Origin of the sequence: Enterobacter sp. Bisph1, assembly GCF_000814905.1 — a bacterium.
GTDB lineage: Bacteria > Pseudomonadota > Gammaproteobacteria > Enterobacterales > Enterobacteriaceae > Kosakonia.
The window spans coordinates 33,536-53,143 of the sequence record NZ_JXAG01000023.1 but is presented as its reverse complement, the minus strand read 5'-3'; the positions used below and the strand labels follow the sequence as shown (position 1 = coordinate 53,143).

General features: G+C 51.6%; 16 protein-coding genes. 4 read left to right on the top strand and 12 right to left on the bottom strand.

Translation table 11 applies throughout. From position 1 onward, the window contains the following. Nucleotides 1-6: 6 nt before the first annotated feature. Genes RW65_RS02795 through RW65_RS02785 form a run of 3 tightly spaced genes read right to left on the bottom strand, consistent with a single transcriptional unit; the run spans nucleotide 7 to nucleotide 2,974 of the window. Nucleotides 7-975, bottom strand: a complete 969-nt coding sequence (locus tag RW65_RS02795) for a lysylphosphatidylglycerol synthase domain-containing protein (RefSeq protein ID WP_039055142.1) — start codon at nucleotides 973-975, stop codon at nucleotides 7-9. Next, entirely contained in the window at nucleotides 972-2,216 is a 1,245-nt protein-coding gene (clsB, locus tag RW65_RS02790; RefSeq protein ID WP_039055140.1) for a cardiolipin synthase ClsB, read from the bottom strand. Before clsB ends, RW65_RS02795 begins: the two co-directional genes overlap by 4 nt. Next, nucleotides 2,213-2,974, bottom strand: a complete 762-nt coding sequence (locus RW65_RS02785; RefSeq protein ID WP_039055138.1) for an endonuclease/exonuclease/phosphatase family protein — start codon at nucleotides 2,972-2,974, stop codon at nucleotides 2,213-2,215. The genes clsB and RW65_RS02785 overlap by 4 nt, the downstream gene beginning before the upstream one ends. 132 nt (nucleotides 2,975-3,106) lie before the next feature. Here RW65_RS02785 and RW65_RS02780 point away from each other — a divergent pair, with 132 nt between their 5' ends. Beyond that, nucleotides 3,107-3,544, top strand: coding sequence for a YbhQ family protein (locus RW65_RS02780; RefSeq protein ID WP_039055137.1), 438 nt, complete (start codon nucleotides 3,107-3,109; stop codon nucleotides 3,542-3,544). A gap of 43 nt (nucleotides 3,545-3,587) precedes the next feature. On the opposite strand, the gene RW65_RS02775 is transcribed toward RW65_RS02780, so the two are convergent. Genes RW65_RS02775 through cecR form a run of 5 tightly spaced genes read right to left on the bottom strand, consistent with a single transcriptional unit; the run spans nucleotide 3,588 to nucleotide 9,234 of the window. Further along, nucleotides 3,588-4,694 (bottom strand): ABC transporter permease, encoded by a 1,107-nt coding sequence (locus tag RW65_RS02775; protein ID WP_039055136.1) that lies wholly within the window; start codon nucleotides 4,692-4,694, stop codon nucleotides 3,588-3,590. A gap of 9 nt (nucleotides 4,695-4,703) precedes the next feature. Continuing rightward, on the bottom strand, nucleotides 4,704-5,837 hold the full coding sequence (locus RW65_RS02770; protein WP_039055135.1) for an ABC transporter permease: 1,134 nt from the start codon (nucleotides 5,835-5,837) through the stop codon (nucleotides 4,704-4,706). Then, entirely contained in the window at nucleotides 5,827-7,566 is a 1,740-nt protein-coding gene (locus RW65_RS02765) for an ATP-binding cassette domain-containing protein (protein WP_039055134.1), read from the bottom strand. Before RW65_RS02765 ends, RW65_RS02770 begins: the two co-directional genes overlap by 11 nt. Further along, complete coding sequence (hlyD, locus tag RW65_RS02760) at nucleotides 7,559-8,554, bottom strand: secretion protein HlyD (protein WP_039055197.1); 996 nt, start codon at nucleotides 8,552-8,554, stop codon at nucleotides 7,559-7,561. Before hlyD ends, RW65_RS02765 begins: the two co-directional genes overlap by 8 nt. Nucleotides 8,555-8,559: 5 nt before the next feature. Next, a complete protein-coding gene (gene cecR, locus RW65_RS02755; RefSeq protein WP_039055132.1) occupies nucleotides 8,560-9,234 on the bottom strand; it encodes a transcriptional regulator CecR in 675 nt (224 codons plus the stop codon). 236 nt (nucleotides 9,235-9,470) lie between these two features. Here cecR and rhlE point away from each other — a divergent pair, with 236 nt between their 5' ends. The 3 genes from rhlE to ybiB all read left to right on the top strand — a co-directional run bounded on the left by rhlE (nucleotide 9,471) and on the right by ybiB (nucleotide 14,287). After that, complete coding sequence (gene rhlE, locus RW65_RS02750; protein WP_039055130.1) at nucleotides 9,471-10,955, top strand: ATP-dependent RNA helicase RhlE; 1,485 nt, start codon at nucleotides 9,471-9,473, stop codon at nucleotides 10,953-10,955. Nucleotides 10,956-11,158: 203 nt separating this feature from the next. Further along, nucleotides 11,159-13,300 (top strand): ATP-dependent DNA helicase DinG, encoded by a 2,142-nt coding sequence (dinG, locus tag RW65_RS02745; protein ID WP_039055129.1) that lies wholly within the window; start codon nucleotides 11,159-11,161, stop codon nucleotides 13,298-13,300. Between the two features lie 24 nt (nucleotides 13,301-13,324). Next, nucleotides 13,325-14,287 (top strand): DNA-binding protein YbiB, encoded by a 963-nt coding sequence (gene ybiB, locus RW65_RS02740; RefSeq protein WP_039055128.1) that lies wholly within the window; start codon nucleotides 13,325-13,327, stop codon nucleotides 14,285-14,287. 348 nt (nucleotides 14,288-14,635) lie between these two features. Here the strand turns inward: ybiB and RW65_RS02735 are convergent, their stop codons facing one another. The 4 genes from RW65_RS02735 to RW65_RS02720 form a co-directional block, all read right to left on the bottom strand. Continuing rightward, nucleotides 14,636-15,676, bottom strand: a complete 1,041-nt coding sequence (locus tag RW65_RS02735; protein ID WP_039055127.1) for a hypothetical protein — start codon at nucleotides 15,674-15,676, stop codon at nucleotides 14,636-14,638. A 675-nt stretch (nucleotides 15,677-16,351) separates the two neighbouring features. After that, nucleotides 16,352-17,353 (bottom strand): hypothetical protein, encoded by a 1,002-nt coding sequence (locus RW65_RS02730; RefSeq protein ID WP_039055126.1) that lies wholly within the window; start codon nucleotides 17,351-17,353, stop codon nucleotides 16,352-16,354. A 672-nt stretch (nucleotides 17,354-18,025) separates the two neighbouring features. Next, on the bottom strand, nucleotides 18,026-18,649 hold the full coding sequence (locus RW65_RS02725) for a hypothetical protein (protein WP_156123952.1): 624 nt from the start codon (nucleotides 18,647-18,649) through the stop codon (nucleotides 18,026-18,028). Continuing rightward, nucleotides 18,598-19,059: a hypothetical protein gene (locus RW65_RS02720; protein ID WP_039055123.1), complete on the bottom strand. Its 462-nt coding sequence runs from the start codon at nucleotides 19,057-19,059 to the stop codon at nucleotides 18,598-18,600. The genes RW65_RS02725 and RW65_RS02720 overlap by 52 nt, the downstream gene beginning before the upstream one ends. Nucleotides 19,060-19,608 lie beyond the last annotated feature (549 nt).

Here is a 19,608-nt window from a genome sequence, read left to right as displayed (position 1 = left end):
TAAACGTTAGTGCTGCTCCATGGCCTTGACGTTTTTCGCCCGCAGCTTTTTCGCCCGCCCTTCCAGCACCAGGTAACCCACCAGCGCCAGCAGCAGCGGCAAGAAGTAATAGAGCACGCGATAGGCCAGCAGGGCGGCGATAATCAAGCCCTGCGAAACATGCTCTCCGGCGAGCAGGGCGATAAACACCGCTTCCAGCACGCCGATGCCCGCCGGGATATGCACGATAACGCCAGCGATACTGCTTACCAGCAGCACGCCGAGGACAAAGAAGAAGTCCGCCTTCATGCCCATCAGCAGCCAGATAATCGCCCCCATCGCTATCCAGTTGGCGCTGGAAATCACCAGCTGCGCGACGGCAAATTTCCACGTCGGCAGCACCAGCTTATGGCCTTTTATCGTCATATGGCGACGTTTGGCAAAGGCGCAGCCCCATAGATACACCGCAATTATCACCAGTAGCACCACGCCGACAATCCGCAGCGTGGTTTGCGAGATATACCAGTGCGCTGGGATCTCGACCACGCCAAAGGTAAACAGCAGCCCGCCGAGCAAAATATAGCCCAGCCAGTTGGTGGTAATACTGAGGGAAAAAATACGCGTAATCGTGCTGCCGGGCAGGCCCAAACGGGAATAGAGCCGGTAGCGCATCCCAATCCCACCGACCCAGGTACTTAGCGTCAGGTTAAAGGCATAACAGATAAACGACACCAGCATCACCTGGCGCTTCGCCAGTTTGTGCCCGCAATAGGCGCGTCCCAATAAGTCATAACAGCCATACAGCAGGTAACTGAGGATCACCAGCGCGACGGCGCTCAATAACGCAGTGCGGTTATAGTCGTGGATAACTTTCCAGACATCGTCCCAGTTAACCTTTTTCGCATATAACACCAGCAAAACGATAACGGCGATAAAGAACAGTACCGTCAGCACTCTTTTGGCGATGCGCCAGCGAGGATGAGAATGGCCTTTCATGGTTTCACCTCTGAGTGCGATGTATCAGTGCGATCCTGGGTTTCGATTTCAGGTTGCACCGGTGGGTCCACCTGCGCCAGCCGTGGCGTATGCGCCGGTAACCAGCCGACCATCGCCGGGAAGTGGCGTAAAAAGTGGAACACCACCACGCTCTTCCCGAGATTCCACCAGCTTTGCTTCGGTGCCATCGACTCATTTACTCTGACGGAGTCGTGGTCGATCAACGCCTGCAGCTTGTCACGCAGCGCCTGGTTAAAGGCCCGGTCGTGAATAATCAGGTTCGCTTCAAGGTTCAGAGAGAGGCTAAGCGGGTCGAGATTGCTGGAGCCGACCGTCGCCCAGTGATCGTCCATCAGCGCCACTTTGCCGTGCAGCGGACGGCGACGATATTCATACACCTGCACGCCGCCTTTCAGCAGATAGTTATACAACAGCTCCGCACCGACTTTGACAATCGGCATATCCGGCTCACCCTGTACAATCAACTTCACCGTCACACCGCGGCGGGCAGCGCTGCGCATGGCATGCAATAACCGGTAGCCGGGGAAAAAGTAGGCGTTGGCAATAATCACTTCCCGCCGCGCATTCGCCAGCATTTTCAGATAGTGGCGTTCAATATCATCGCGGTGATCGTCATTATCTCGCCAGACAAACAGCGCCTGCGCTTCGCCAGGTTTGCGGTTCTCTTCGGGTCGATGACGGCGACGACGCCACCAGCGTTTAACCGGTGCGCTATCCGGCAGGTTCTCTAACTCAAATTGCAGCATATCGAGCACCACCGGGCCTTCGACGCGCACGGCGTAATCCTGTTTCGCTTCCGGGCCGTAGCTGGTGACATGCTCTGCCGAATAGTTGATACCGCCGATAAACGCCACCGTGTTATCAATCACCACGATTTTTCGATGCATACGGCGAAAGAGATTGGTGCGCATGCCGAGCAGCCGCGGGCCAGGATCGTAGTAGCGGAAAATCACCCCGGCGGCGGTTAACTCGTTAACAAACGACTCGCTGAGATCCGGCGAACCGTAGCCGTCGAGCAGCACTTCGATATTGATCCCGCGCTGCGCTGCGCGCAACAACGCCTGGTGCAGCTGGCGACCCACATCGTCTTCATACCAGATAAAAGTCTCTAAAATGACGCGCTGCTGCGCATGGGCGATGGCGTCCCACAGCGCAGGGTAATAGTTATCGCCATTCTCCAGCAGTTGAATGCGGTTACCTTCCCGCCAGCTACATTTCATAGGTGGATCTCCGCGCTCAGAGGGGCATGATCGGACAGATGACGCCAGTTACGCAGCGGCAACGCCGTTGGCGCGCTGGCGTTGGCGTTTTTGACATAGATACGATCCAGACGCAGCAGCGGCAGACTCACGGGAAACGTGCGGGCAGGGCGACCGTGGGCGCGGGTGAAGATCTCCTCCAGACCGGCCTGGGTTTTTAACGGATAGTTGGCTTTTTGCCGCCAGTCGTTGAAATCGCCCGCTACCACCACCGGCTCGTTTTCCGGTAGCGAATTGACCCATTCCGCCAGCATAGTTAGCTGTGCCTGGCGATGCGCTTCGCGCAGCCCTAAATGGACGCAAATCACATGCAGAGCGTGTCCCAGATCCGGTGGCACAATGCGGCAGTAGAGCAGGCCGCGCTTCTCGCTACCGTCGACGGAGACGTCGCGGTTTTCATAATGTTCAATCGGGAAACGGGAGAGCACAGCATTCCCGTGATGTCCTTCCGGGTAGACCGCATTGCGCCCGTAGGCGAAATCGCTCCACATGGTATCGGCAAGAAATTCGTAATGGGTGGTGTCCGGCCAGTTTTCGACGTGCAACGGATGGACTTCATGGGCGCCCATTACCTCTTGCAGGCAGACGATATCGGCGCTGACCATGCGTACCGCGTCGCGCAGCTCGGGCAAAATAAAGCGACGGTTAAACGTGGTAAAGCCTTTATGGGTATTAATGGTGAGCACTTTTAATGAAAAATGTTGCGTGTGTGGGGTCATAACTCTCCTGCCAGCCTCACTCTCCTCATGAAAATAAATTGTAGTCCCTGTCACAAAAAAGGGCGGGGTTACGGAATTTTCCTTAAATGCGCGTACTCTTCATACAGGTAAAAATCCTTCAGGAGAGAAGCCATGCGGTGGCAACAACGTGTTCATGTCGCGACGGGCCTGAGTTGCTGGCAGATTATGTTGCATATTTTGATTGTAACAATGCTGGTAATGGGCTGGATGAGCGGTACGCTGGTACGCGTTGGCTTAGGGCTTTGCGTACTCTACAGCGTCTCGGTGCTGCTGATGCTGTTCCTGCAGCGCCACCATGATGCGCGCTGGCGCAATTTCGGCGATGTGCTGGAGGAGCTGACTACCACCTGGTATTTTGGCGCGTCGTTGATTGTTATCTGGCTGCTCTCCCGCGTCTTGCAAAACAATTACCTGCTGGCGATTGTTGGCCTTGCGATCCTCGCCGGTCCGGCGGTGGTTTCGCTGTTGACCAAAGAGAGACGACTGCCCGCCAAACCCTTTGGCCTGCAGCCGGGCGCTGACGCCGCCAATCACCCGCACCGCCGTTAACCTCCTTTATTGGGCGCGCACTGTCGATGCGCGCCGCAGCCTTCTACATCACATTGCGTCTGAATAGCCCATAGGCCGCCGAACCGGTGGTTACCGCAATCACTAATAGCGGCCACAAACTCTGCCAGACAATCGAGAAGCTCGCGTCCTTCAAATAAATCTGTTTGGTAATGTCGGTAAAGTGGCGAATTGGATTAGCCCAGGTTAAATCCTGTAGCCAGACCGGCATATTTTCCACTGGCGAGACATAACCCGACAGCAAAATTGCCGGCATCATAAAGACAAACACACCGATAAACGCCTGCTGTTGCGTGGCGCAGAGGGACGAGATAAGCAGACCGAAGCCCACCAGCGACAGGCCGTACACCAGCATGGTGAAATAGAACAGCAGCAGTGAACCGGCGAAGGGAATCTTATACGCCAGAATGCCAACTGCCAGCACAATCGTTGCCTGGAAGGTGGCGACAATCAGCGCCGGCACCGCTTTACCGACAAAGATCTGCCAGGTGGCCAGCGGCGACACCAACAGCTGATCGAGGGTGCCTTGTTCCCGCTCGCGGGCGACGGACAGGGAGGTCACAATCATCACGCCAATGGTGGTGATCATCGCAATCAGCGACGGCACAACAAACCATTTGTAATCCAGATTCGGGTTATACCAGTTGCGCACCACCAGCTCGCTATTGTTTGGTTTTGCCCGCCCGTCCATCAACTCCTGCTGATAATCTTTAACGATCTGCTGCAGATAATTGGCGGCAATTTGCGCGCTGTTGGAGTTGCGCCCATCAAGAATCAGCTGCATCGGCGCGGTGATCCCGTTCTCGAGGTTGCGGGAGAAATCCGCCGGGAAACGCACCAGCAGCAGCGCCTTTTGCGTGTCGATCGTCGGGCGGATAGCCTGCGGGCTGTCCAGCAGCAGAACGTGGGTAAAAGCTTTCGCGCGGGCGAAACGCTGGGTCAGTTCGACGGCATGCTTGCCGTTATCTTCGTTATAGACAGCAATCGTGGCGTTGGTCACTTCCAGCGTGGCGGCGAAGGGAAACAGCAGCACCTGAATCAGTACCGGCAGAATCAAAATCGCCCGTGTCTGCGGCTCGCGAAGCAGCGATTGCAACTCTTTACGGATAAGCGTCAGTAAACGGTAAAACATGGTTTTTCCTTAATCCAGTCTACGTTTCGTTTTCAGCCAGGTCAGGCCGATAAACATCACCGCCGAGGCGATTAAAAACAGCACATTGACCAGCAATACCACCGGAATATTACCGGCCAGGAACAGGCTTTGCAGGGTGCTGACGAAGTAACGCGCCGGGATGATATAGGTCACCGCGCGAATGATCGCCGGCATGCTGTCGATCTGGAAAATAAAACCGGACAGCATAATTGACGGTAAAAACGCGGCGTTCAGCGCCACCTGCGCGGCATTGAATTGATTGCGCGTGACGGTGGAAATAAGCAGCCCCATGCCTAAGGTACTGAGCAAAAACAGGCTGGTGATTAAAAACAGGATCAGCAGCGAGCCGCGATAGGGCACGCCGAGAATAAACACCGACACCAGCATGCACAGCCCCATCGCCAGCATGCCAAGAAAGTAATAGGGGATCAGTTTGCACAGCAGCAACTCCGTGCGGGTTATCTCGGTGGAGAGCAGGGCTTCCATCGTCCCGCGCTCCCATTCGCGCGCCACCACCAGCGAGGTGAGGATCGCGCCAATCACCGTCATGATAATGGTCACCGCACCGGGGATAATAAAATGCTGGCTGATGGCCGCCGGGTTAAACCAGTAGCGGGTTTGAATATCAATCAGCGGCTGAAAACGCTCCCCGCGATCCTCCGCCCGCTGCTGCTGCCAGAGTTGCCAGATCCCCTGCACATAGCCCTGCACAAAGTTAGCGGTATTGGGTTCACTGCCGTCGGTGATCACCTGCAGCGGCGCGCTATCGCCGACACGCGCCATCTGCGCGGCGAAGTTGCCCGGCACCACCACCAGCCCGCGAATACGTCCGGCCTGCATCAACTGAATCAAATGCTGGCGGTTATCGCTGATGGTGGCTTCAATATAGGGCGAACCTGTGAGCGTATGGGTAAAGTCGAGGGCTTCCTCGCTTTGTTGCTCCAGCAACACGCCCACCCGCAGTTTGCTCGAGTCGAGGTTAATGCCATAACCGAAAATAAACAGCAGCAGCAGCGGGATCACCACCGCAATTAACCAACTGCTTGGATCGCGGACAATCTGCCGCGTCTCTTTAACGCACAGCGCGCGGACGCGCCGCCAGCTAAGGGCTTTAACGCGCATCGTGATGCTCCTTATCCCAGTTATGAATCAGCGTGATAAACGCGTGCTCCATGGTGGGATCCGGATGCGCCTCATCGGCAGTTTGGGCTTTCAGGGCATCCGGCGTACCGCTGGCGATTAACTTCCCGCGATAGACCAGCCCAATGCGATCGCAATACTCTGCTTCATCCATAAAGTGCGTGGTGACCATTACGGTCACGCCTTTTTCCACCATGCTATTGATATGTAGCCAAAACTCGCGGCGCGTCAACGGATCGACGCCGGACGTTGGCTCATCAAGAAACAGAATATCCGGTTCATGCATCAGCGAACAGGCCAGCGCCAGCCGCTGCTTAAAGCCGAGGGGCAGTTCATCGGTGGCATGATGACTAATGCTTTTTAGCCCAAAAGCCTCGCTCATCCGCGCGATTTTTTCACTTTGTGCTCGCCCGCGCAGGCCATAGACGCCGGAGAAGAAACGCAGGTTCTGCTCCACCGTCAGGTTGCCGTAAAGGGAGAATTTTTGCGCCATATAGCCCAGATGCTGGCGCGCTTTGCCGGAGCTGACTTTCAGGTCCATATTCAGTACCAGCGCCTGGCCATCGCTCGGCACCAGTAAGCCGCACATCATCTTAAAGGTGGTTGATTTCCCCGCGCCGTTTGGGCCGAGCAGGCCGAAAATCTCCCCGCGCTTAACGGCGAAATTAACGTTATCGGTGGCGGCGAAATCACCAAACCGTTTAGTCAGGGATTTGGCTTCAATCACCGTCTCTTCCGCGCTGCCTTCCACCGTGTGCAGAATCGCCCCGAGCGGTGATTCTGCCGTACCCGCGCCGCCAAGCAGATCGATAAATGCATCTTCGAAACGCGGTGCCGTCTCCTCAATCTCTAACGCTGGCATCTGTTCTGCCTGCTGCACAGTCTGCGGCTGCGCATCTTTTTTCAGGATCATGCGCACGGAGCGCCCCTGAATCATGCCGTCGCTGACCTGCGGCTGGCGCAGGATGCGGCGCAGCAGTCGCCGGTTATTTTCATCAGGGCTGGAGACCAGAAAGCTGCGCCCGGCCATAGTCTGCGTCAGGGCTTTCGGCTCGCCCTGATAGAGCAGTTCGCCTTCGTTCATCAATAACACGTCACGACACTGTTCCGCTTCATCCAGATAGGAGGTGCTCCAGAGGATCAACATTCCGTCGCCCGCCAGCTCATGCACCATTTGCCACAGTTCACGCCGCGAAATGGGATCGACGCCGACGCCTGGCTCATCGAGCAGCAACACTTTCGGTTCGCCAACTAACGTACAGGCCAGTCCCAGTTTCTGCTTCATACCGCCGGAGAGTTTTCCCGCCAGCCGTCCGGTAAAGGGCGCCAGGGCGGTAAACTCCAGCAGGCGGGCAAATATCTGGCGGCGCTGCTCGCCGGTGACGCTGCGCAAATCGGCATACAGATTAAGGTTCTCTATTACCGTTAAATCTTCATACAGACCAAACTTCTGCGGCATATAACCGAGCATCGCGTGCAGTTCGCTGTCATTGGCGATGGGATCGAGTCCCAGCACCTGCGCGCTGCCTTCATCCGGGCGCATCAACCCTGCCAGCATGCGCATTAAGGTGGTTTTTCCTGCGCCGTCAGGGCCCACCAACCCGGTGACATACCCGGCGTGAATGTCACAATCCAGCCGCGCGACGGCGGGCTTGTCCATGCCCGCGAACCGTTTTACCAGACCGCGAAGATGTATCGCTGCGTCATTCATGGTGCGCCTCGTCGCTAAAGCGCAGCGTCACCGGCATCCCCTGGCGCAGGCTGTCGTCAGCATCGGTAACGATAATGCGCAGTCGATAGACCAGGTCGGTGCGCAGATCCGGGGTCTCTACGGTTTTCGGGGTGAACTCTGCGGTAGGCGAGACAAAGCCAATTTTACCGTGATAGGGCTTATCGGGACGGCCATCGGTATAGAGCAGGATCGCTTGTCCCGGCTGCGCGAGGTGCAGATTGCGCTCATCAATATAGGCACGCACCCAAACCGGGCGCGTTAACGAAAGGGTAAAGACGGTGCTGCCGGCGCTGAGCATGCTGCCTGGCTCAACGGCGCGCGTCAGCACGGTGCCGTTACTTGGCGCTAGCAACGTGGTGTCATGAAGATCCAACTGCGCCTGCGCAAGGGCGGCTTCGGCCTGCTCCAGGCTCGCTTTTGCCTGGGCTATCTCTTGCGGGCGGTTACCGGCGCGGTACTGGCTCAGTTTATCCTGCGCTGATTTGAGGCTGGCCTGCGCCTGGTCGCGGGCTGAACGCGCGTTTTCCAGATCGTTGGCCGATATCGCTCTACTGTTCATCAACCCTTGCTGGCGCTGATAAAAGTTCTGCGCATAATCATAGGCTGCTTGCGCCTGGCGCACTGCAGAGACGGCCTGGGCTATCTCTTCCGCGCGGTAACCGGCGCTCGCCAGAGAGTATTTCGCCTGGGCTGCCGCAACATTGGCTTTTGCCTGCAATAGCGCATTTTCGTAAGGCGCTTTATCGATCTCACCCAGCGTTTGCCCGGCACGTATCGCATCGCCCTCATCCACCATAAGCGCAGCGAGTCGCCCGCCAACGCGGAAGCTTAAATTCACCGTACGGATATCGACATTACCGTACAGGGTGAGCGGGCGGTCTTGTTGACGCTGATACCACATCCAGCCGCCGCCGAGGGCGGCGAGGAGCACGACAACTATCAGCGTCACGACGAGAGGTTTTTTCATCTTCATTACGTTGAACTCCTGTTCGTTAATCCTTGTAAGATAAGATCGATATGGCAGGTGATGACCTGATAAATCAGCGCCGCTTTCTCTTCATCAAATTGCGTCCAGCCGGCGCGCAACAAAATGGTTTCTCGCCCGAGGCGAAAAGCGAGGATCTGCCCGATTAGAGCATGGGTGTGAATAATGGTTTGTATATCGGTGGCGTCGCGCCCGGTATAGGCCGCGAGCAGGGCGGTAAAATGGCTGTGCAGCGGGGCAATAACCTGGTTATGCACCAGCTGGTAAGCATGAGTGGGTGAGAGCTGCTCGCGCGAAATAAATTTGCTCAGATTGAGCGTCTCATCATGGGTCAACAGCACAATCATATTCTTACAGGCGCGGTGAATCAGCTCACGGATGGCGGCTTTATCCGCCGAGGGCTGGGCAAGCAGCTCTTCGGCGGCTTGCACGTGCGGGCGGAAATTGTCGCTAATAAAATCGGCAATCCACCGGGCGCAGGCGAGATATAAATCCTCTTTCGAGCCAAAATAGTAGGTAATAGAAGCGATGTTCTGCCCGGCCAGCGCGGCAATATCGCGGGTAGTGGCATGTAAGCCGTATTCGCCAAACTGCGCGAGTGCTGCGGCAATGAGCTGTTTGCGGGCCTGTTCACCTTTACTGGTGGTCGGTAATGTATGCATGACATTGATAAAAGTTAATCAATCGATTGATTAACTTTATGGTTATTATTTAAGCTTGTCCAGTGAGGTGGTGAGCAAAAAATGCTCCCGTGGCGTCATGAGGGATATTTTATGCGTGCGATCACAAAAGCTGATACACTCCGCCCCTTCATGACACTGTGGTTTTTGTCATTAGCCAAATTATTATCTCCTCGAAAACTACACCTGTTTACAGGTCGGGGCGGTGCGGAGTTGTTATGTCTTTTGATACTCTTGGCCTGAATTCAGAAATCCTGCGCGCGGTTACCGAGCAGGGTTATCTTCAGCCGACCCCTATTCAGCAGCAGGCTATCCCGGCGGTGCTGCAAGGCCGCGACCTGATGGCAAGCGCTCAGACCGGTACCGGTAAAACCGCAGGTTTTACCCTGCCGCTGCTGCAGCGTTTGGTGCAAAACGAGCCCCATGCCAAAGGCCGCCGCCCGATTCGGGCATTGATCTTAACGCCGACCCGCGAGCTGGCAGCGCAGGTGGGTGAGAACGTACAAGAATACAGTAAGTACCTGAATCTCCGCTCAATGGTGGTATTCGGCGGCGTCAGCATTAACCCGCAGATGATGAAACTGCGCAGCGGCGTTGATGTGCTGGTGGCCACGCCAGGCCGCTTGCTGGATCTGGAACACCAAAATGCGCTGAAACTCGATAGCGTGGAAATCCTGGTGCTCGACGAAGCCGACCGTATGCTGGATATGGGCTTTATCCATGATATTCGCCGCGTGCTGGCAAAATTGCCGGCAAAGCGTCAGAACCTGCTGTTCTCGGCGACCTTCTCCGACGAGATCAAACAGCTGGCGGAAAAGCTGCTGCGTAATCCGCTGGAAATCGAAGTTGCGCGCCGCAACACTGCATCCGAGCAGATTACCCAGCATGTGCACCTGGTGGATAAAAAACGCAAACGCGAGCTGCTGTCGCAGATGATAGGCGAAGGGAACTGGCAGCAGGTGCTGGTCTTCACCCGCACCAAACACGGTGCCAATCACCTGGCGGAACAGCTGAATAAAGACGGCATTTCCAGCGCGGCTATTCATGGCAATAAGAGCCAGGGTGCGCGTACGCGTGCGCTGGCAGAGTTCAAATCTGGCGATATTCGCGTGCTGGTGGCAACGGACATCGCCGCGCGCGGCCTCGATATTGAAGAGCTGCCGCACGTGGTGAACTATGAGTTGCCGAACGTGCCGGAAGATTATGTTCACCGTATTGGCCGCACCGGTCGTGCAGCGGCGACGGGCGAAGCGCTGTCGCTGGTGTGTGTGGATGAACATAAACTGCTGCGCGATATTGAACGCCTGCTGAAAAAAGAGATCCCGCGCATTGCCATCGAAGGGTATGAGCCGGATCCGTCGATTAAAGCCGAGCCGATTCAAAACGGTCGTGGCCAGGGCGGCGGTCGTCAGGGTAGCGGTCGCTCACAGGGCGGCGGCGGTCGTGGTCAATCCGCACCGCGTCGCAGCGAGGGCGAAGGGCAGAAAGCACGCTCGCCGCGCCGCAGCGAAAGCGAAGGGCAAAAGCCGCGTACGCCACGCCGTAGCGAAGGCGAGGGTCAAGCGCCGCGTCGTAGCGAAGGTGGCTCCCGTCGTCTTGATGGTGGCAGCGGTAACGCGCAAGCGCCGCGTGACAATCAGGGCAAGCCAGCCGGTAACGGTGCCCGCCGTCGTCGCCCGCGTAAACCGTCCTCCGCCGTTTGATCCGCCTACAAAACGCGCCAGCCTGTCTGGCGCGTTCTTTTCTATTTACCCCTCGTCTGCTGAAACCGTCCGCGCATAAATAGCCTGAATTCGTCAGGGACAAAATATTCGCGAGCGCGCTTCCATCGCGGTAAAAAGGGTTACCCAGCGGGCGTTAAAAATGCCACAATAGTGGCTGTTTATACAGTATTTCAGGTTAGCTCATGGCCCTTACCGCCGCGTTAAAAGCGCAGATCGCCGCCTGGTATAAGGCGTTGCAACAACAGATCCCGGACTTTATTCCCCGTGCGCCGCAGCGACAGATGATCGCCGATGTGGCAAAAACGCTGGCGGGCGATGAAGGTCGGCATCTGGCGATCGAAGCGCCAACGGGCGTGGGCAAAACCCTCTCCTATTTGCTGCCGGGCATCGCCATCGCCCGCGAAGAGCAAAAAACCCTGGTAGTCAGCACGGCTAACGTGGCGCTGCAGGATCAGATTTTCAGCAAAGATTTGCCGCTGCTGCGTAAAATTATCCCCGATTTGCGCTTTACCGCCGCCTTTGGCCGCGGACGTTATGTCTGTCCGCGCAACCTGGCGGCGCTGGCCAGCAGCGAGCCGAACCAGCAGGATCTGCTCGCATTTCTCGACGATGAACTAACCCCCGGCAACCAGGAAGAGCAGAAGCGTTGTGCGGCGCTGAAAGCCGATCTCGACAGCTATAAATGGGACGGCTTGCGCGATCACACCGACAAGGCGATAAGCGATGATTTATGGCGTCGTCTTAGTACCGATAAAGCCAGCTGCCTGAACCGCAACTGCCACTACTACCGCGAATGTCCCTTTTTTGTCGCCCGCCGCGAAATTCAGGAGGCGGAAGTGGTGGTGGCGAATCACGCGCTGGTGATGGCAGCGATGGAGAGCGAAGCGGTGCTGCCGGAGCCCAAAAATCTCTTATTGGTGCTGGATGAAGGTCATCACCTGCCGGATGTGGCGCGCGACGCGCTGGAGATGTCGGCGGAAATTACCGCGGCCTGGTACCATCTCCAGCTCGACCTGTTTACCAAACTGGTGGCGACCTGCCTTGAGCAATTTCGCCCGAAAACCTTGCCGCCGCTGGCGACGCCGGAGCGGCTTAACGCGCATTGTGAAGAGCTGTACGACCTTATCACCTCGCTAAATAATATTCTCAACCTCTATCTTCCTGCGGGTCAGGCGGCGGAATACCGTTTCGCGATGGGTGAACTGCCCGCTGAGGTGATGGAGATTTGTCAGCGGCTGGCAAAGCTGACCGAAATGCTGCGCGGGCTGTCGGAACTGTTTCTTAACGACCTGAGCGAGAAGACCGGCAGCCACGATATTGTGCGCCTGCACCGGCTGATTCTGCAGATGAACCGCGCGCTGGGCATGTTTGAGAGTCAAAGCAAACTCTGGCGGCTGGCCTCGATGGCGCAGGCCTCCGGCGCACCGGTCTCGAAATGGGTCACCCGTGAAGTGCGCGACGGTCAGCTGCATTTGCTGTTCCATTGTGTGGGCATCCGCGTGAGCGATCAGCTGGAAAAGCTGCTCTGGCGCAGCGTGCCGCACATTGTGGTGACGTCGGCGACGTTACGTTCCCTGAATAGTTTTAATCGCCTGCAGGAGATGAGTGGCTTAAAAGAGAAGGCCGGCGATCGCTTTGTTACCCTTGACTCACCCTTTAACCATGTCGAGCAGGGAAAAATTGTTATTCCGCAGATGCGCTACGAGCCGCTGATGGAAAATGAGGAGCAGCATATCGCGGAAATGGCGACCTGGTTTCGCGAGCAGGTAGAAAGTAAAGCGCACCGCGGTATGCTGGTGCTGTTCGCCAGCCAGCGCGCGATGCAGCTCTTCTTAACCTATGTCGCTGACCTGCGCTTACTGCTGCTGGTGCAGGGCGATAAACCCCGCTACCGGCTGGTGGAACTGCATCGTAAACGTATTGATGAAGGCGAGCGCAGCGTGCTGGTGGGCCTGCAATCCTTTGCCGAAGGGCTGGATCTGAAAGGGGATTACCTCACGCAGGTGCATATCCATAAAATCGCCTTTCCGCCCATCGACAGCCCGGTGGTTATTACCGAAGGCGAGTGGCTGAAAAGCCTGAATCGTTACCCTTTTGAAGTGCAGAGCCTGCCCAGCGCGTCGTTCAACCTTATCCAGCAGGTGGGAAGGCTTATCCGCAGCCACGGCTGTCGCGGGGAAGTGGTGATCTACGATAAGCGGTTGCTGACGAAAAGCTACGGTAAACGGCTGCTCGATGCGCTACCGGTGTTTCCTATTTCACAACCGGCAATGCCGGACGTTATAGTGAAGAAACCCGAACAGAAGCGCCGCAAACGCCGTTAACGATGTGAGCCGTAAGGAGTCGCCATGGATTACCGTAAAATTATTAAAGAAATTGGTCGTGGAAAGCTTCACGCCCGCGATCTGGATTTTGATACCGCCCGCGATCTGTATCTGCAAATGCTCAACGGCGACGTACCGGATCTGGAGATGGGCAGCATTCTGATTGCCTTACGCATTAAAGGGGAAGGGGAAGCGGAGATGCTCGGCTTTTACGAAGCGATGCAGCAGCACACCCTGAAACTGACGCCGCCGGTCGCAAAGCCGATGCCGATTGTCATTCCCAGCTACAACGGCGCGCGTAAGCAGGCGAACTTAACGCCGCTGCTGGCGATACTGCTCAATAAGCTGGGATTCCCGGTGTTGGTGCATGGCGTGAGCGAGGATCCGACGCGCGTTGTCACACAGACCATTTTCCAGCTGTTAGGCATTGATCCGACGCTGCATGCCGGTCAGGCACAGGCAAAGCTTGAGGGGCATCAACCGGTTTACATGCCCGTAAGCGCACTGTGCCCGCCGCTTGAAAAACAGCTGGCAATGCGCTGGCGAATGGGCGTGCGTAACAGTGCCCATACGCTGGCCAAACTGGCCACGCCGTTTGATCAATCGGCAGCGCTGCGCCTCTCCAGCGTGTCACATCCCGAATACATTGCCCGGGTCGGGAAATTTTTTAGCGATATTGGCGGACGCGGCCTGCTAATGCAGGGTACGGAAGGGGAGGTGTATGCCAACCCACAGCGCTGTCCGCAGATAAATCTCATTGATGCGCAGGGCCAGCGCGTGCTGTTTGCGCGTAGCGACGATGCGCCGGTGGCAACGGGCGGCGCGGCGAAAGATGCGGAGAGTACCGCGCGCTGGACCGAACGTTGTCTGGCCGGGAGTGAAGCGGTGCCGGAATCCCTAAAAATCCAGCTCGCCTGCTGCCTGTTGGCGACGGGCGAAACGGCGACGCTGGAAGAGGGGCTGGCGCGGGTAGCGCAAAGCTTTTAAGTCATGTATCGGGCGTAACCGGTAAGACGGCGTTGTCGGCAAAGAACAACGCCATTATTCCGTTTAACACGCGAATTTACCCGACCGTTCGCAGCGCTTTGCTTATTCCCTTAGCTCACGGGACCGTGCTTGCCGCTTAAACGGCCGTTCTTATCGCGCCGCTGCGGCTGCAGGCTATCCCGCGAGCAGAATTCCGGCTGAATCTGCGCAATGTACAGCCAGCAAATCGGGCTGTGTTTGCAGACTCCAGGAAATAGGGTTCAGCCGCCTGGCATGGGCCGATTAAATTGCTGGCTACTGTACGAGCATAGCGGCATGAAAGGTTTCAAAAGCATGAGCCGAGGTGGGTTAAGCAAGGGATTCCTCGCCTGCTGGCATCGGTTGTTGCTGTTTGGCATAGCGTTTTTGTAATTGATTTGCTTCTAACCTGTAGGTTTCTTCATTGGGAATTTCCCTTTCTATCGGGTTTATCAGCGGGAATTTGTGTTCAAGACACTCTTCTTTTGTCCACCAGTTTAAATGGCCTGGTTTACCTGTATAAGAAAGCGTAATCTTTTTTCCGGTCGGATAATTCTCTTCATCGTCGCGGCACAGTTCCATTAATTTATCTAATAATTCCATCTCTTTATATAATGAGTCGAAGGCACCCAGGTCGACTAATAAAGCCTCTATATTTGCTTTTAATTGATCCGTACTATAGGGTCGGAAATGTTTTACGTGTCGCTTAACAATTATTTTGGGTGAGTATAATTTTAATTTAACTTTTTTAGGAAGAACGATAACCTCGATAAATTCCTTAACTGATGTTTTAAAAGCCGGTAAATTCGTGTTTCTAATAAGACCCATATGATACATTTTCATCATAGTGTTATTAGTAATTGTCTCATTTTTCTGCTGCACTATTATTTCGGCCTTTAAAATAAAATTAAGTACCTCCAGACGACGGGGATCGGACTGCAGAAAACGACTTTGATTAAGGATTTCTTTCGCTCTATTCAGTTCGTAAATAAAAAGATATTTAGTAAGCATTTTTTCAACTAACAAACAACATGTCTGAAAACCAGGTAATCGCTCAACAACACCAATATAAAGATTTCGGCTATAATAATAGGCGCGATCCGCAGCAACCATCCTGTTTCTTGCATTTCTCTCTGCAGCTACAGCAATAAAAAGCCGGATAAGATCTCTTGTTACGTGATGTGCTGGCGCATTAGTATATTTTAACGTATTTTTATCATAACTGATATTGTTTGCATTTTTGAGGTCATCATACAAAATTTGCAATAATTTATTAACTGTTTTTGCGGATATTTCTTCAGTATTTTCCTTCATCTCAATCGCAGCTGAAATGCCCTGTTTTTTTGGGTTTATTGTAGGTTTGAAAAACATATTTGCTCCTGGGTTGCTAAAAATGGGTAAGCTTTATAAAGTAAAAACCATTCAACCATATATGGCAGGATGATAAGTATGAATAAACCTTAACTTCTATGATCTTATCCATACTGAACAGATAAACTCATTTTTTCCTCTATGTGAATTTAAAACAAGTTGTAGAGGATTAAGAGTAAAGCGTGAAAAGGAGTTATAATAATAACGCGAGTTATTGTTATCGGACGATGAGTTTTATATTAAATTTTGCATAGATCTCTGCTTACGCTAACCCGTACTTACTAACAAACAGTAATGCTTGTGGCTGGTTTAAGGTAATCATAAAAATAACCTGCAATACTTAATTGCATTACGGAATTTATTTATAGTTAAAAATTAGCGTCCTCTCGTCCGCTTTATCTCTACCGCTTTATATCTATTTACTACGAGCAGAAACAATAATGACTGCTTTCCCAATGATGTTTATCGTACTCATATTGTTTCGGGACGACCCCGCGAGCCAAACGCCGGCAGGTTATGCTGGCCTGCCGGAAATAAATGACGTTACGATGCGCCCGCCTGGTGCGCTGTCATCAACTCCTCACCCGCGCCAGGAAACTGAATTGCAGCATATAAGGTTTCAAGCCCTTTGAACGTAGGGTAAATGTTGAACTCATTCGGTCTGGAGTGGCCTTATTAACTGGTAAACGTTGCTCTTAGCTTATTTGCTTCCAGCCTGTAGGTCTCTTCGTTGGGAATTTCCCTTCCCAGCGGGTTTAAGGGAGGGTAATTGTTTTTCTCACACTCTTCTTTTGTCCACCAGGTAAGTTCGTCGCCTTTTCCCGTGTAATAAAGAACGATGTATTTGCCCACGGGATAATTTTTTTCATCATCACGACTGAGATCCATTAATTTATCTAAAAATTCCATCTCTTTGAAGAGTGAATCAAAGCCAGTCTCGTCATTCAGTACCTCATCAATTTTTGTTTTTAATATATCCGTACTTAGTGAATGAAAATCGTTAACGACACGCTTTAGAGAAAGCCCTTGCATAGCTAACCTTACTTTGGTTTTTTTATCGAAGAACTGCTCTTTTATTATATCATTTACTAACTCAGTCATCGTCCACAGGTTAGGGGTTCTGATCAAACGAAGCTGATGGAATTTATCCATTGTGCGGTGAATGGCTTGTTCTTTTTGTTGTTGCGCTTTAAGCTCAGTTCTTAAAATAAAGTTTTTTATTTCTTGCCGTCGCGGATCGCTGTGTAAAAAGGGGCTTTCTTCCAATAATTTTTTAGCTTTTGATAATTCTAAAACAAAAAGGCTTTTAGCGAACATTCTTACAATCAATATTCGACAAGTATCAAATCCTGTTATTTTTATTAAATTATCATCAGTCAGTCCATCACTCAATAAGTAATCTAATTCCTCCTCAATGAGACGTCTGTGCATGTCTCTTTCGCCTGCCAACTGTATTAGTCTTGTTACAAAATGTCTGGTGATGCGACGAGAAGGATCAAGATCATAATTCAATGTTTCACTATCATAATTAAGATTACTGCAGTCTACTAAATCATCATATAATATTTGCAAAATCTTATTGACAGATTTATTCGATAAATTTCTGGTGGCTCCTTTCATTTCAAGTGCAGCGGAAATACCATATTTTCTAGGGTTGATTTTTGGTTTGAAAGACATTGCGACTCCTGTGCTGGATTGTTAAAAATTTATTTTTAATAATAAGAATTTATTTAACCATATACGGCAAAGTAGTTTGGTATGACTTAACCTTAATTTTCATGATCTTATCCGCCGAGGATAGATAAGATAGCTTATATCTTCAGTATAAATAATTTCAGTATGTTTTATAAATGATTAGATGTGAATTATAAGCATAATAATTTTAAAGGTTATTGTTTGTAGAAACAGCATTGCACCATGGATGCAGGTGGGGCTTTTATTGCAGTTAACCTGCGTTTTATAAGATAGATTATTGATTGCGGAAGGTTTAAGGTGATTATAATATAAAGGCTTTACCGATCCACACGCTTCTTCCCTGACTACAATATCTTTGTTATTACCTTATCCGTCAGCAAGCCTCTACCGCTTCCGTAGTGAGCGTTTTTGCGTCTTTTTATTGCGCGCATGAGACAACACTGGCCGCTTTCATTATGGCGTTAATTGTACCGATGCTGTTCAGGAGCCGCCCCGCATGCAAACTTCCCGCAGAGTCTGTGCTTTGAGCATCCGCACAACGCGCAGGCCTGCCGGGAATGGATGTCGTTACGATTCGGTCCATCAAGGATGCTTTGATGAACTCACGAACCGTTATAGAGGAATTCAACTGCAGCATATTCCTTTGAATGCGGGTTATGCGTTAGACTCATCCGAACTGGCATTTTTTGATGCGTTATATATGTTTTTTAACTTATTAGTTTCTTTCAAGTAAGTATCTTCATTTGGAATTGCCTGTCCCATTGGGTTTAGCAGAGGGAAATTATTTTCCTCACACTCCTCTTTTGTCCACAAGGCCAACTCGCTGCCACGACCCGTGTAATAGAGTGTGGTGTATTTACCTAATGGATAATTTTTTGCATCATCACGACCAAGATCCACTAACTTTTCCCAAAACTCCATCGCTTTGAATAAGTAATCAATGCCGCTATCATCATTCAATATTTTTTCTATTTTAGTTTTTAATATATCCGTGCTCAGCAGTTTATAATTGGGGACATTGCGCTTCATAGCAATATCATTGCTATTTATCTTTAATTTTGCCTTTTGGGGAAGCATATCTGCTGTAATCAAATCTTTTACTATTTGGGTAAACACCCAAATATTGGGAGTTCTAATAAATCCCAGCGTAAGCAATTGATCCATTGTGCGATGAATGGCTTTTTGTTGCTGCTGTAGTGCTTTAAACTGAATCATTTCGATAAAGTTTAGTATTTCTTGACGACGAGAGTCGCTCTGTAAAAAATGACTTTCCGGCAATAATTTTTTGCTGTTTCAATTTCTAAAGCAAAAAGACATTTAGAGAACATTCTTGCAAGTAACAATCTGCAATGGTGAAATCCATCTATTGATAATATGTTTTCATCAAAAATTCGCTCGCTAAAAAAACAGTTAATTTCCTGCCCAATCAGGTGGCCTGTTTTGTTTCTTACGCCTGCATTACGTATTAGATTCACAACTAAATAGCGTGTGATTTCCCCGGAAGGATAGAACTTACGGCGAAGGGTTGCGGTATCAAAGAAAATGTTACTGATATCGAGTAGATCATTATATAAAATTTGTAGGATCTTATTGGATGTTTTTTGGGATATGTTTTTAGTGTCTTTCTTCATTTCAAGTGCAATGGAAATGCCTTGTTTTTTAGGATTAATCCTTGGTTTGAAAAACATCTTTACTCCTTTGTTAATTTTTTTCTTATCTTTGGATAAATAAAGTGAATGTATGTGAAAGTGTTAAGTAATAATGAGTATGACTTCTTAATGAAATTAATATAACGAATATTGGTAGGCGATTGCAGTCCAGAATATTACATTGGAGTAGTTATTTCCTGATTGCTAAGACCTGTTAAGATATATTCCACTTATACAACCATATTCACGAAAGCGACAAAAATGAAAAGCTCTTATTTTTTATGATTTTTCTGGCAAGTAGAAAAATTTTTTATGAAGTCATTCTCTATCTCTCTGCAATGTCTAACAATACTCGTCACGTTAAACGAACGTATGAAGAGCGACGGTTTTTACGCTGCTGAGTAAACAGCAATGGGGCAGAAATATTAAACGCTTATCCATCCCCTTTTCTTGAATGCACTAAAAACGGCCTTGCAGCCAGGGGCTCAGGTTTTTAAAGCGCGCTGAATTTATACAGGTCGGGGAAATCGTCTGGCGACGCATCCTTTGTTATCGCCTGTTTGCGCAAGGCAATAAAAAAAGCCCGTC